We start from the raw sequence: 13,925 nt of genomic DNA on the forward strand, positions 1-13,925 counted from the left end.
GAAGCAACAGTGCGTGACCCTTCCAAGGTCGGGCCCCGGCGCCAGGCTTATTTACGGGCTTACACTCCCAAGAAAACGTCGGCGTCGGCAGGCGACCCGACCCCATTTTCAGGCCTGCGAGGCGTCCTTGGAACGGAACTGGGTGCTCATTTGACTTGACGAATTGCGGATTCCATGGAGTTCGTCCGCCGACTCCACGTTTTTCAAAAGGTTGACGTCTTGTACTTTTCCGATGACCCACCAGAACTCGGGCCGTCGAGGGCCTGGAACAGCGCCGGGTGCCGTCCAGACCGGGCGGCCGAACAGTTTGCAGATCTTCGCCCTTGGGGTGTGGCGGTGAACGCGAAATCCGAGGTTCGACGCCGAGGCCGGGTCTTTGTGTTTCGGCCCAGAATGACCTCGGTATCCACGATACCGCCGTCCCACGGTTCGGCGAGCTCGGTCTCGGACTGGACGGCCGCGAGATCACGAAGGGGGTGACATCGCCCAGGCGGGGTGGCAGCGCGTTGCCCGTGCACCGCGGTCGTGGTAGCCGACCCAGCTGGAGATCGCAGGCCTTGAGATCACCCGGCCGGTGTTGCCTATCCACACTACTTGCGGGCGAGCGAATGACTTTCTGCCGACTTGCGATCGGGGTGATTGTCGCTTCGGACCCAGCGGCCGAGGAGGAAGACCGCAGCTCCGGCGACGAGCATGGGGACTGACATTGCGTAGAAGACTGCACTGGCGGACCAGCCCATGCCGAGTGCCGCTCCGACCGCGATCGGCCCGACGATGCCGCCGAGGCGGCCAACACCCAACGCCCATCCAACCCCGGTGGACCGCATCGGTGTCGGATAGAACACCGCGGACAGCGCGATGAGGCTCTTCTGTCCACCGCTGATGCAGACCCCCGCAAAAAAATTGGCCGTCAATAGGACCCACAACGGCGCCGTAAAGGCGACACCGGTCAGCGCAACGAATGCGAATCCGACGACATAAACGGTTCCGAGGGTGACGTACGCGCCGAGTCGGTCCATACAGGGCCCGGTGACGAATGCAGCGGCGATGCCGCCGACCGTGGTGAGGGTGGTGGCGGTGACCACCGTACCCATGTCGTAGTCCAGGCTCGTCATGATCGACGGTAGCCAGCTCTGCAGCGCGTAGAACTCGCCGAGGTTGATGACGAAGACCAGCCACAGCAGCAGGGTTCCCAAGACCCGGTCACGGGTGAACAGGCTCCTCAGTGCAGTGCGTTGTCCGTCGGTCCGCTTCTCGGCCTCGTAGGTGATGTCGGGGCCGACGGCGAGGGCGGGCTCCATTTTGCGGAAGATCGCCTGGATTCTGTTGGGCTCCGCGCCTCTGTTGATCATTGAGGTGAGTGAGTCCGGCAGGTAGCGCAGCAACGCCGGGAGCAGGAGCAGCGGTGCTACTGCGCCGACGACGAGTACCGACCGCCAGCCGAGGATCGGGATCAGCCAACCGGACACCAGCCCTGCCGCGACGAATCCGAGGGAGAAGCCGCAATAGATCACCAGGACGAAGGTTGCTCGAAGACGCTTGGGGCTGAATTCGCCCGTCAGTGCGATGGCACTCGGCGCGGCGGCACCGAGCCCCATTCCGGTGATGAAGCGCAACGCCATCAGTTCGGTGACGTTCTGTGACCAGGCCGCCGCCAACGTGCCGAGCGCGAAGATGACCGTGCTCGTGAGGATCATCCGGCGGTGGCCGTAGCGCTCGGACAGCGGCGAGAGCGCCAGATAGCCGACCATGAGACCGGCGAGAGCGGCGGAGAAGATGGGCCCGAGCACCTGTTTCGACAGGCCCCACTCCTCGGCGATGTGGGGCGCCATGTAGCTGATGCTCTGGGTGTCGAAGCCGTCGATGAACATGACCACCCCACACAGGGCGATCACGATGTACTGGTATCGACTCACTGGCCGCGAATCGATGAAATCCGGCAGTGTCACGCGCGATGGTGCTAAGGACATGATTGCCTCACAATATCTGATGCCCGGTTGCCCGGATGATGTGGTCGTGGTAGCGGATCACGCGGTGACAACGGGCTCGCCCGACGGTACGAAGGCGTCGCAATAGAAATTGTCTGGCGCCAAACCGGCCTCGTGGACAAAATCCTCGCGTGCCGCCGAGGTCATTGCGGGGCTTCCGCATGCATAGACCTCGTGGTCGCTGAGGTTTGCGTAGTCCTCGAGCACCGCTCGATGAACGAGCCCGGTGCGTCCGGTCCAGTCCTCCGCGGGATGTGACAGGACGGGAGTGAATGAGACACGACCCGGATCCGAGGCCCACTTCGCGGGCAACTCGGGTAGGTAGATGTCGCCCTGTTCTCGTGCGCCCCAGTAGAGGTGCACGGACCGTTCTCCACCACGTTTGAGGTGGTCCTCGATGATCGATTTGACCGGGGCGAAGCCGGTGCCGCTGGCGACGAAGATGACCGGCCTGTCCGAGTCGGGGTTCAGTGAGAACTCGCCGTAGGGCAGCTCGATCCTCAGTCTGGTTCCCCTTTCGAGCCCGCCGAGCACCTCATCGGAGAAGCGTCCACCCTGCACCCGACGAATGTGCAGCTGCACTCCGTCGTTCTCGTGCGGCGGATTCGCCATCGAATAGCTCCGGCTGTCACCGTCGTCGAGAAAGACTTTCAGGTACTGCCCGGCAGCGAACTTCGCACGCACCCCGGTGGGGAGACGCAGCTGCACCACCGTGACATCGGGCGCCGGACGGGTGATCCGATGGACCTTTGCGGTCAGGGTCTTGCGTATAACCCTGTCCTGCTTGGTGATCCGCTTGGGCGTGATCGAGGTGTCGGTGCTCGGCCGGGCCTGGCAGAACAGCACTCCACTCTGAGGGCCTTGCGACATCCCCCAGCCGCGCACATCGAGGCGGCCGGCATCGAGTGCGCCTTCACAACTCGAGCACACGCCTTTGCGGCACGAGTACGGGATCGCGTATCCGGAACGTTCCGCCGCGTCGAGCACGCTCTCATCGGGCTCGCACGGAAAGCTGATGTCCGTTCCGGTGACAGTTACTGTGTAGGTCATGAGGTAGCTCCAAAGGTGCCGGGTGCCGACATGTGGGTTTCGGCGGCGCCGACGAGTCGCAGCGCCCCGACTACCGCATCCGGGTCGGCTACTCCCTTGCCGGCAATGTCGAACCCCGCGCCGTGGCCGACACTGGAGAACCGCACTCCGGCGCCGATCGTCATCGCGGCTGCGCTGCGCCCGGCGAGGAGTTTGACGGGAATATGGCCCTGATCGTGGTACATGGCGACGAACGCGTCGAAGCCGGGGTCTGCCAGCATGAGGTCGGCCCCGACCGGTCCCGAGGCGTCGATCCCTGCGGCGCGCAGCCGCTCCACCGCTGGCGCTGTCACCCGCAGGTCCTCGTCGCCGAACAAACCGCCCTCGCCGGCGTGTGGATTGATGCCGAAGACGCCGATGCGCGGGGACGGGATGCCCTGCGCCTGTAGCGTCTCCACCGCGGCATGTGCCGCCCCGTGCACCAGCTCGGGCGTGAGGCGCCGAAGCGCATCCCGCAGCGATTCGTGCAACGTTGCGTGCACGATGCGCAAACCGGCACCGATCAACATCAAGAACACCTGATCGGGCCGCGCGCCGACGAGTTCGGCCAGCAAGCTCGGATATCCGTCGAAGGAGATGCCGGCGGCGTTGACCGCGGTTTCCGAGTGTGGGCATGCGACGATGCCGCAGGCTCCGCCGCCCTGCAGGCAGCGCACGGCCCGTTCCAGGTACGCCACCGTCGCCTTCCCAGCCTCTGCTGTCACCCGGCCCGGTGCGAAGGCCCCGGCGGGCAGCGAGTGCACCGGAAGCAGGTCGACGACATCGGCCATGGGCGTGGCCAAGCCGTCGGCTGTCTCGCGGACCGTCATGCCTGCCCGGCGGGCGAGTGGCTCGACGACGAATCGATCGCCCACCAGGACCGGATTGAATGCGGGATGCTCCTGCGCTGCCATGACGGCCTTCACCGCGAGCTCGGGGCCGATTCCATTCGGATCGCCGATCGTGAGCAGGACCCGTGGGGGGGACCCACTCATAGTGGGAGCGCCAACAGGGTGTCGATGTTGGTGCTGTCGCACACCACGACTCGTTCGGCAATCTTCAACTGATCGTCCACGTCGACATAGCGGTCGACATACCGCCCGCTGGCGAAGATGTCGGATTGGCCGTCGCGCATCACCCGCACCACCAGGAAGCTGGTCTCGGCATGGATACCGTCACCGTTCTCTTCCAGGACCGAGGGCTGGCCCAGGATGTGACGGTAGGTGTGTTGCTCGTAGATGTTGGCTTCACGCAGCGCCGATACGCGGTCGACCAGCATCCGGCGAGTGTTGGCCCACACCAGTCCGGCGGGCAGGCCTTCGCTGTAGTTCTGTGCGGTGGTGATCCGGTACATGCAGTTTTCGACGAAGAAGTCCGGCCACTGCTCGAGCGGCCCCTCGTCGATGCAGCGGGAGTAGTCGGCCTGCACGCGGCCGATTCGGTGGAAGTCGTTCACGCTCATGCCTCTTCCTGTCGGTTCATGGCGGCCCGGTAGGCCTTCCAGAAGCCGCGGACCGATGCTTCGGTGACACGGCTTTCGCTGGATTCGGCTAGACTGCCTCCCATTTCGAGCACGGCGGACTGGCTTGCCGCACCTGCGATTCCGCGTTGCACGAAGCCTCCGACACAGCCGTCCTCCATCGAGATGTAGCCTGCGGGGCCCACGAGGTTGGCCTGCTTGAGTCGTACTTCCCGCTGCTCGGGCGTGTCTTCTTCGAAGCCGAGGTACGTCCAGTTCAGCCGTGTTCGTTCGACCCCGGTCGGCAGGATCTGGCGCACAGCCACGGAGTTCTGGATCTGCTGCAGCACGAAGCCCGGGAAGACGGAGAGGATCTGCAGCGTCGTATCGTCACCGACCTCGCTGAACCCCTCGAGCAACGTTGGATCGGCCAGTTTGTAGGCGCTTTCGGACCGGATGTTCTGATCCGAGTACGCGACGTCCTTCTCGGCGTCTCGGTCGATCGCTGAGTAACTGACGTGGTGGCCGCCGCTCTCGTCGACGATGATCCCACCGCGTTGTGACAGTCGGTTGAGCTCGAAGGTCGTGAAGAACAGGTGCAGGATGCTGGCGTGGTAGGAGTCCTTGACGTTCTCTACGTACAGCTTCCAGTTATTGGGAAGGATCTGTGTGAAGCGTCCGATGATCTCGGGGGTGCGTCCACCGAGGACACGGGCGATCCGACTCGTGATCTCTTCGCCGAGATAGTCCTCGATGTCGGGCACGTCATCGGAGAAACTCCCGAAGACCAGGCCGTGAAGTACGGCGATGCGCATCTTGCGCGGTCCGTGGTCCTCCATGCAGAACGAATCAGGCATTCCGCCTTTGCCTTTGACTCCGTCCTGGAATGCTACTCCGGTCAGATCGCCCTGCAGGTTGTAGCTCCACGCGTGGTAGACGCACGTAAAGTCCTTCGTGTTTCCGCGGTCGTCCAGCGCCAGCAGGGCGCCGCGATGGGCGCACCGGTTCTCGAAGCCGTAGAGCTCACCGTCTCGGTCGCGCGCCACGATCACCGGTGTCTCGCCGACGAAGGTGGAGCAGTAGTCTCCCGGGCCGGCTACCTCGGCTCCCAGGCACAGGTAGCTCCAGTACGGGCCGTGGAACAACTTGGTCTGCTCGGCCGCGTAGACGTCTTCGCCCTGGAACACCCGATACGGCACCCGGGTGAGGTCGTCGGTCCAATCCGCCGGGGTCTCGCGGACCGTGTCGACAACGCTGCTTTCCATAATTTCTCCTCAGTCTGGACAACCAGTCGGGACATCAGAGAACTCGCTCGGCGGGACTTGACAAGCCCCGCGGCTGTTCGTATAACGAACATATGAGCAATTCTCGAACAATTAAGCCGGACGATGAGGGAAGTGTCAAGGGTGCTGCCCGCGCTCCCGAGGGAATGGCCGGACTGGCGAAGGGCCTGGCGGTCATCGAGGCCTTCGGCATCTGCCACCCGCAACTGACCGTCACCGACGCCGCTCAGCGGACGAACACCTCCCGCGCCGCGGCGCGCCGCTGCCTGCTCACTCTCGTCGAGCTCGGTTACCTGACCCACGACAACGGAAACTTCCGACCGACACCCAGGATGCTTCGGCTGGGCGGGGCCTATCTGGACACCGCGCCACTGCCGCAACTTGCCCAGCCGCAGTTGGTCGAGGCCCGCGATGCGCTGGGCGAGTCGGTGTCGCTCGCGGTTCTCGAAGACGGGTGGTCCCTGTTCGTCGCCCGCGCCGAGGCCGCACGGATCGTCGCGACCGGAGTCCGGGTCGGCGCCAAACTGCCCGCCCACAGCTCCGCGACCGGTCGAGTACTGCTGGCCGGACTGCCCGATACGCAACTCGACGACTACCTCCGAGAATGCCACCCGCAGCCGCGCACACCCAAGACGCTGACCGATGTCGATGCCATCAGCGAGCGAATCTTGACGGCGAGGGAGAGCGGCGTGGCCTGCACCGACGAAGAAATCGAACTCGGCATGCTGTCGATAGCCGTACCGGTGCGGACTGCCCGGGGCGAAACCGTGGCGGCAATGAGTGTCAGTGCGTCCACAGCCAGAACCACCCTGCACGACATCCGTGAGGCAGCCGTGCCCGTACTGAACAAGTACGCAGCAAGACTCGGCCGGCTTCTGTGAGATCCCACCCCGACGGCAACTCACACCCCCGCGTTACGGAGAAGGGTGCGACGCTCCCAGCGTGTCTGTGTCGACGCATGCGGGGCTCCCCTGCGGGAGGTGACTTCGGTTGTGCTGGAGTCATTGTCTGTCGTGGCTGATCAGGTCATGAGGGCGGAGAAACCGACGCGGGCAACAGCGACGCGGCCATGAGCGCGCACAGGAGGGCCGAGCCTTTCAGGACCTATGCGGGTACGGAGGCGATACGACGGAGCCGAGTGCGATGATCGACGGCGATCGGAACCGGGAGACCGAGCAGCGCCGGGACCCCACGTGCTTCGGATGTTCGCGGGACTTGCCGATCGGGTGGGAACGGGGCTGTGTCGCAGGGGCGGACTTCCGCGCAATCATCGTGAAAGCGCGAGGTTCTGCGCACCCACGGTGCAGTGGGGCATTTGGAGACACCCGCAACACTGTCTCTCTGCAGACCAGAGTTAGCTTCTGTACAACAGTCGCGTGATGTGCTTCACTTTCGGGGCCAGGTGTGACGGGACTACAGAAAGAATCGGGTCGATATGCGCAGTAGTTCGCTGAGTCGGCGAGATTTCATGAGAGTGACGGCGGCTCTGGGGGGTCTCCTTGCTGTGGGAGCCGGCGCAGGGTGCGCTACCCAGTCCCGAGGTAGGGACGGCGTCTACCGAGGTGACGTCGCCATCACCGGGTTGGCGAGCCTGATCCATTCGGCCCCGTTTCTGATCGCAGCGTCCGAGGGCTACTACGAAGAAGAGATGCTGGCGCTGGAGAACGTTCAGTTCCCGGGTGGGCTGGACACCGTGCGTGGAATCGGCTCCGGGATCGGATTCGGCACTTCGGCGACGATTCCGGTGTTCATCGCCGCGGAGCGCGGACTCGATGTCAAGGCGTTCGGGAACGTCTACACCGCGGCATCTGTGGACTTCATCGCCCCCGCTGACTCCCCGATCAACACGATCGAAGATGTTCGGGGCCGCACCATCGGTGTGAGCAGCCCGGGATCGAACTCGACCGACTTCGCCGAGAAGACGCTTCGATTGGCGGGTTTGACACCCGGCGTCGACGTCGAGCTGCTCAGCGTCGGATCCGCGAGCGATTCGTGGACCGTCGCCTCCCAGGGCGTTGTCGATGTCGCCTGGACTGCGTCCCCGCTGTCCGAGCGCATCATCGCCGAAACCGGCGCGAAGGTGATCTGGCGATCCCGGGACTACGTCCAGGACTGGTCGGACACCTGCCTATGTGCCACCACCCCGTTCATCGAAAAGAATCGGGACGTCTTGGCGGGGTGGATGCGTGCCGTGGGTCGCGGTATCGAGATGATCGATACGGATCTCGAGCGGGCGGCCGAAATCTATGGCCGCGCAATCAAGTACAAGCCCGAGATCGCCCTGGCGGCGTTGGAGAATTCGCGAGGCTTCTTCAGTCTCGACTTCGCGCGCCCGCAACTCGAAGCGGTCGTGGCCTCGGGCGTCGAGGCCGGACGACTCGGCGGCAAGGTCGATATTGACTCAGTTGTAGTCGAACTATAAGGCGGGAAGAGAACATGACCACTACACAAGTCGAATCGAAGAACGTCTCTTTCGACGGTATCGGTATGACTTTCGATTCCGACACCGGGCGGACCGAGGCCGTGCGTAACGTCACGGCATCGATCGCGGAGGGCCAGTTCGTATCGGTCATCGGTCCGAGTGGATGCGGAAAGAGCACCTTGCTGGACATGGCCTGTGGCTTACTTGTTCCCTCGCATGGACGGGTGACCATCGATGGGGAGATTGTCACAGGGCCCCGTAAGGACACCGCCATGGTGTTTCAGGAAGATTCGACGCTGCACTGGCGGAGTGTTCTCGACAATGTGGCTTTCGGGTTGGAGATCAAGCACGTCGACAAGGACGAGCGCCTGGAAAAAGCGCGTGCGATGATCGAGTTGGTCGGCTTGAAGGGTTTCGAGAAGCACCGGCCCGGGCAGCTTTCCGGAGGTATGCGTCAACGCGTGGCGATTGCCCGTGCACTCGCCACGGATCCTCGAATTCTGTTGATGGACGAACCGTTCGGCGCTCTGGATCAGCAGACGCGACAGTTCATCGGGCGCGAGCTCTTGAAGATCTGGGAGCAGACCCACAATCGGGTGCTCTTCGTTACCCACGACATCCAAGAGGCGATCTATCTGTCGGATCAGATCTGGGTGATGTCGGCACGTCCATCGGTGGTCCGAGAGGTGATCGACGTCGGGCTCCCTCGTCCACGCCCGAGCGGCACACACGCCATGGCCAGATTCAAGGAACTCGAGGATCACCTGTGGTCGATCATCAAGGAAGAGGCCGCTAAGACACTGGGGCACGGGACGGATGCCGCATGACTGTGACCTCGCCGCAGGCGGCCCTCCACGAAACGCCAAGGTCGGGATTCCGACGAGCGAAACATCGGGCACGCGTCGTACGTTGGACTTTGCTGGTTGCTCTTGTGTTGTTGCTCGAGGCGGCAACGCGAACCGGCTGGATCGACCGCAATCAGATGGTCGCGCCGTCCGAGATACTCGCCCACGTCGCGGCAATCATCCCGAGCACCCACTTCGTCACCGATCTGACGCGGACGAGCGTGACCATACTGGCGGCGTTCGCACTGGGCGTGCTCGGCGGGGTGCCCCTGGGGGTATTGCTCTGGAGGGTCCGGGTCATCGGCCGAGTCCTCGAACCATTCATCGTCACCGGGTACGCGATGCCGACATTGCTGTTCTACCCGATTCTGGTCGCGGTGCTCGGACTCAACGCGGGACCAATCATCGTCATCGCGAGCACGATGGCCCTCATTCCGATAGCGCTGACCACGATGGTGGCGCTCGGAGACGTCAAACCGGTGCTGCACAAGCTGGCGCGATCGGTCGATGCCTCGCGCCGGCAGCAATACTTCAAGGTGCTGTTCCCGGCCGCCACGCCGCTCATCTTTCCCGGGATCAAGCTCGGATTCATCTACGCAGTCATCGGCACCATCGCGATGGAGTTCATTCTGGCGTCGAAAGGCCTGGGGTTTCGTGCGGGCTTTATGTACCGCGAACTCTACGTCGCGGACATGTGGGCCTACATCGCCATTGTCGTGGTCTTCAGCATCGCAGTGAACAGTGCACTCGGCCTGGCTGAACGAGCCATTCGAAGGGACATGTTGTGAACGCCACCACGCTCAACGCCGGAACCGAAGTCGAAGCAGGCAAACAGAATACGGAACAGCGATTCCGCCTGTCACAGCGGTGGACCGACAACCTCCTGCGAATACTCATCGTCATCGGGTTGATCGGTGTCTGGGCTCTTATTGCAGCGACCAGCGACCTTGTGCCGTCCCCGGGCGCGTCGATGTCGGCGGTATGGGGACTGTTCGCAGACGGTTCCATCTACAGGAACCTCAACGCCACGATGAGTGCTGTCGGACTCGGATTCGTCATCGCAACAGCGGTGGGCTTCCCGACCGGATACGTCATCGGGCGAAGCAAGTTTCTCGGTGATGTGTTCGATCCGATCATCGCGGGCGCTTTCGCCATACCACGGGTAATCTTTTTCCCGATCCTGCTGCAGATCTTCGGCCTGGGACTCGGGGCGCAGTCAGCGATGGCCGCGTTGGCCGCGGTGTTCCCCATCATCGTCTCGACGGCGGCGGGAGTACGCGCCATCAACCCCATCCTGCTGAAACTCGGCCGGGCCACCGGTGCAAGTCCGCTTCAGACAATGAGCAAGATCGTGGTGCCCGCGATGGCGCCCTCTCTCATGGTCGGTATCCGGATCGGCTTCAGCATTGCCTTCATCAATGTTCTGATCGCCGAGTTCTTCGCGACCAGAGCAGGGTTGGGGCAGATGGCGATGCTTGCGTACGGCAAGTTGGATCTGCCGACGATGTACGGAGTGATCATGCTGCTGGTCTCGATGGCGCTGGTGGGCAACATCGCCCTGTGGGCCATCGAACGGAAGATCACCGACGCGGTCAACTGATCGCCGCACGCAACTATCCGAATCGGCAGTGGGCCTTTTCGGCCCATACCCACACCCATTTTCCGGAGGACACTGATGAGCGCCCTGACTGCCGCAGCAGAGGAATACCAGCGGTTGCGCACCGAATTCCGGGAGAAAGGTCTGGGCGGCCGCATCGGCTTCGGCGTGCGGCCGGCAGTGGTGGTGGTCGACTTGATCACGGGCTTCACCGATCGCCGTTCGCCGCTCGCAGGTGACCTCGATACCCAAATCGACGCAACGAAGATTCTCCTCGCGCTTGCGCGAAAGGCCAAGGTGCCGATCATCTTCTCCACAGTGGCCTACGACGCGGAACTCCAAGAGGCCGGCGCCTGGATCGGCAAGATCCCCTCGAACAAGTATCTGGTCGAGGGCAGTCAATGGGTCGAGATCGACGAGCGGCTCGAACAACAGCCAGGTGAGACGACATTGGTGAAGAAGTACGCATCGTGCTTCTTCGGCACCGACCTGGCCGCTCGGTTGATCAGCCGCCGGATCGACACCGTGATCATCGTGGGCTGCACCACGAGCGGATGTGTTCGTGCCACCGCGGTAGACGCCTGCTCGTACGGGTTCCACACCATAGTGGTCGAGGACGCAGTGGGGGACCGGGCGGCACTACCGCACACTGCCAGCCTCTTCGATATCGACGCCAAATACGGTGACGTCGTCGGACTCGACGAGGCCAGCGCCTACCTCGAGAGCGTTCGGTCGTCGGGTTGACGGTCACAGTGCCCGCGAGAACGTACCTCGCCGGGTGGACCGGACACTCACCCGAGCGCTGCCGCTAGCTGATCAGCCGCGTCCGTCAGGGCGCGGCCGATGCTGCGTACCTGTGCCGGGCGCAGGCGGTGCTTGGGCGCTGAAACATTCATTGCCAGGCGCATGCCGGGGGCGTTTGTCGGGACCGAGACAGCCACGGAGGCAACACCTTCCTCGGATTCCTCCCGGTTGACCGCGTACCCGTTCCTTCTGACCTCTTCCAGTTGGGCTTCGAGCTCGGTCCGCGTGCTGATGGACTGTGGAGTCACCTGTTCCAGTTCCTCGGTCGGGTACAGCTGATGCAGTTCGTCGAGGGAAAGTTCCGCCAGCATGGCCTTCCCGGTGGACGTGCAGTGCGCCGGCATGATCTTGCCCAACCGGGACGCAACCCGGACTGCCGATGGGCTCTCCAGGGCGGCGATGAAGCGCACGGTTCGACCGTCGAGTGCCCCGATATGGACAGTTTCACGCAGTTCCTCGCTGAGGGTGCGCAGGATCGGTGCCGCCGTCTGAGGAATGTCGAGCCTGGCAAAAATCGCAAACGCGACCCCCGTCAGCGCTGGGCCCGGACGATAGGCCTTGCTGGCCGGATCCTGCCGAATGAAGCCCCGGTACTGGAGCATCGCCAGAAGTCGGTGAGCCGTCGACGAGGCAACTCCGAGGTACTGGCTCGCCTCGGTCAGCCGAATTTCGGGCTGTTCACCGAGCAGCAACAGCAGACGAAGTGCGTTGTCGACGGATTCGATCGGGTACTGCGGTGGTGTCGCCTCCGGCGCCTGTTGCCGTGGACCGTGGTTCTGCATAGCAGAGAGCATACGTGTCAGGTCGTGTCTGCGGTCGACCTGCCAGCGGGTGGAATCCGCGTACGCGCAGGGGGTTGACTCGTCGGGCAGGAGAGAGCAACATCTATATAACAGAAGGCACTTCTGCATAGCAGAGAGACTGTCATCGTCGATCGAAGAGGAATGAACCTTGGAACCCCGGACGACCCACCACACACAAGCGATGGAAGACATTCGCCGCGGCATGATCCCGGCGCACATCTACAACGACAAAGAGATTTTCGAGCGTGAGAAGGCGACCGTCTTCAGTCGATCGTGGTTGTTCGTCGCGCACGAATCCGAGGTACCGCAGGCGGGGGACTACGTTGTCCGCCGGGTGCTCGAGGATTCGTTCATCATCTCCCGCGACTCCAAAGGTGGGATTCGGGCGATGTTCAACATGTGTCTGCACCGCGGGATGCAGGTGTGTCGCGCGGAAATGGGAAACGCGTCGAACTTTCGCTGCCCCTATCACGGTTGGTCGTACCGAAACGACGGCCGCATCATCGGACTGCCGTTCCACGAGGAGGCGTACGGGGGCGAGGAGGGCTTCAAGAAGAAGGGCCAGACACTCCTCCCTGCACCCAATCTCGACAGCTACAACGGAATGATCTTCATCAATATGGATCCGAACGCGGAATCGCTGTCGGACTATCTGGGCGACTTCAAGTTCTACCTCGACTACTACACCAAGCAGAGCGAGTCGGGGCTCGAGGTACGGGGCCCGCAGCGTTGGAGGGTCAAAGCGAACTGGAAGATCGGAGCCGAGAATTTCGCGGGCGACATGTACCACACGCCGCAGACACACACCTCGGTCGTCGAGATCGGCCTGTTCCGCGAACCCAAAGCGGAGAAGCGCAAGGACGGAGCAACCTACTGGGCAGGACCAGGTGGGGGAACGACGTACAAGTTGCCCGACGGCACCTTCGACGAGCGCATGCAGTACGTGGGATACACCGCGGAGATGACCGACCGGGCCAAGGAGGTGTGGTCGGACGAGCAGCAGCGAGTAATCGGCGCAGACGGCTTCATGATCTCGGCAGCATCGGTGTTTCCGAACCTGAGCTTCGTGCACAACTGGCCGAAGGTCGAGGACGGCGACGACGTTCTGCCGTTCATCTCCATTCGACTCTGGCAACCGATCAGTGAGAACGAGACCGAGGTGTTGTCCTTCTTCGCGGTCGACCGGAGCGCGCCGGAAGAATTCAAGAAGAAGTCGTACAAGGCATACCTGATGTGCTTCGGATCCACCGGCATGTTCGAACAGGACGATGTCGAGAACTGGGTATCGCTGACGAACACCTCCGCAGGATCGATGGCGCGGCGCCTGCTACTCAACAGTCGCATGGGTCTGCTCGAGGACGGGACACGCGTCTCCGATGAGCTCACCGCCGACGAGTTCCACGGCCCCGGGACGGCGCAGGTCGGATACAACGAGGCCAATCAGCGCAAACTTCTCGAAATGTGGGCGGACTACCTCGAAAAGCCGGCACTGGAGGTGGGGCCGACATCGGTGGGAACCGACAATCCCGACGGAATCAGGCCGCTGACTCCGACGAACGGCAGCTGCGACCACGCCGCCGGCACCCACAGCAAGGACGCGACTGTCAACGGGGCGGTGCTGGCATGACCACGTCTATCCGCGCTACCAATACCGGT

The 13,925-nt window shown here is 63.0% G+C and carries 13 protein-coding genes; 7 read left to right on the forward strand and 6 right to left on the reverse strand.

Annotated features, from left to right (window positions below; genetic code table 11):
* Positions 1–590: 590 nt before the first annotated feature.
* From OYT95_RS43125 to OYT95_RS43145, 5 genes are read right to left on the reverse strand one after another with little or no spacing between them, the layout of a single operon-like run.
* Positions 591–1,970 (reverse strand): MFS transporter, encoded by a 1,380-nt coding sequence (locus OYT95_RS43125; RefSeq protein WP_268792610.1) that lies wholly within the window; start codon positions 1,968–1,970, stop codon positions 591–593.
* A gap of 57 nt (positions 1,971–2,027) precedes the next feature.
* Positions 2,028–3,038, reverse strand: a complete 1,011-nt coding sequence (locus tag OYT95_RS43130; RefSeq protein WP_268792611.1) for a 2Fe-2S iron-sulfur cluster-binding protein — start codon at positions 3,036–3,038, stop codon at positions 2,028–2,030.
* Positions 3,035–4,051, reverse strand: a complete 1,017-nt coding sequence (locus tag OYT95_RS43135; RefSeq protein ID WP_109335577.1) for a PdxA family dehydrogenase — start codon at positions 4,049–4,051, stop codon at positions 3,035–3,037. Before OYT95_RS43135 ends, OYT95_RS43130 begins: the two co-directional genes overlap by 4 nt.
* Positions 4,048–4,518 (reverse strand): aromatic-ring-hydroxylating dioxygenase subunit beta, encoded by a 471-nt coding sequence (locus tag OYT95_RS43140; protein WP_109335576.1) that lies wholly within the window; start codon positions 4,516–4,518, stop codon positions 4,048–4,050. The genes OYT95_RS43135 and OYT95_RS43140 overlap by 4 nt, the downstream gene beginning before the upstream one ends.
* Positions 4,515–5,780: an aromatic ring-hydroxylating dioxygenase subunit alpha gene (locus OYT95_RS43145; protein ID WP_268792612.1), complete on the reverse strand. Its 1,266-nt coding sequence runs from the start codon at positions 5,778–5,780 to the stop codon at positions 4,515–4,517. Before OYT95_RS43145 ends, OYT95_RS43140 begins: the two co-directional genes overlap by 4 nt.
* A 164-nt stretch (positions 5,781–5,944) precedes the next feature.
* Between OYT95_RS43145 and OYT95_RS43150 the strand changes: the two genes are divergently transcribed.
* The 6 genes from OYT95_RS43150 to OYT95_RS43175 all read left to right on the forward strand — a co-directional run bounded on the left by OYT95_RS43150 (position 5,945) and on the right by OYT95_RS43175 (position 11,406).
* On the forward strand, positions 5,945–6,679 hold the full coding sequence (locus OYT95_RS43150; protein WP_268793251.1) for an IclR family transcriptional regulator domain-containing protein: 735 nt from the start codon (positions 5,945–5,947) through the stop codon (positions 6,677–6,679).
* Between the two features lie 554 nt (positions 6,680–7,233).
* Positions 7,234–8,220 (forward strand): ABC transporter substrate-binding protein, encoded by a 987-nt coding sequence (locus OYT95_RS43155; protein WP_157180217.1) that lies wholly within the window; start codon positions 7,234–7,236, stop codon positions 8,218–8,220.
* A gap of 14 nt (positions 8,221–8,234) precedes the next feature.
* A complete protein-coding gene (locus tag OYT95_RS43160; RefSeq protein WP_016884999.1) occupies positions 8,235–9,047 on the forward strand; it encodes an ABC transporter ATP-binding protein in 813 nt (270 codons plus the stop codon).
* Positions 9,048–9,151: 104 nt separating this feature from the next.
* Positions 9,152–9,853, forward strand: coding sequence for an ABC transporter permease (locus tag OYT95_RS43165; RefSeq protein WP_005256008.1), 702 nt, complete (start codon positions 9,152–9,154; stop codon positions 9,851–9,853).
* Positions 9,850–10,665, forward strand: coding sequence for an ABC transporter permease (locus tag OYT95_RS43170; RefSeq protein WP_268792614.1), 816 nt, complete (start codon positions 9,850–9,852; stop codon positions 10,663–10,665). Before OYT95_RS43165 ends, OYT95_RS43170 begins: the two co-directional genes overlap by 4 nt.
* 75 nt (positions 10,666–10,740) lie before the next feature.
* Complete coding sequence (locus OYT95_RS43175) at positions 10,741–11,406, forward strand: N-carbamoylsarcosine amidohydrolase (protein WP_268792615.1); 666 nt, start codon at positions 10,741–10,743, stop codon at positions 11,404–11,406.
* A gap of 47 nt (positions 11,407–11,453) precedes the next feature.
* Here OYT95_RS43175 and OYT95_RS43180 read toward each other — a convergent pair whose 3' ends face one another.
* Positions 11,454–12,248: an IclR family transcriptional regulator gene (locus OYT95_RS43180; protein WP_016885003.1), complete on the reverse strand. Its 795-nt coding sequence runs from the start codon at positions 12,246–12,248 to the stop codon at positions 11,454–11,456.
* Positions 12,249–12,450: 202 nt separating this feature from the next.
* Here OYT95_RS43180 and OYT95_RS43185 point away from each other — a divergent pair, with 202 nt between their 5' ends.
* Positions 12,451–13,896 carry an aromatic ring-hydroxylating dioxygenase subunit alpha gene (locus OYT95_RS43185; RefSeq protein WP_268792616.1) on the forward strand — a complete coding sequence of 482 codons (1,446 nt, stop codon included), beginning with the start codon at positions 12,451–12,453 and terminating at the stop codon, positions 13,894–13,896.
* Positions 13,897–13,925: the final 29 nt, after the last annotated feature.

It is taken from the genome of Rhodococcus sp. JS3073 (assembly GCF_026810085.1).
GTDB lineage: Bacteria > Actinomycetota > Actinomycetes > Mycobacteriales > Mycobacteriaceae > Rhodococcus_F > Rhodococcus_F wratislaviensis.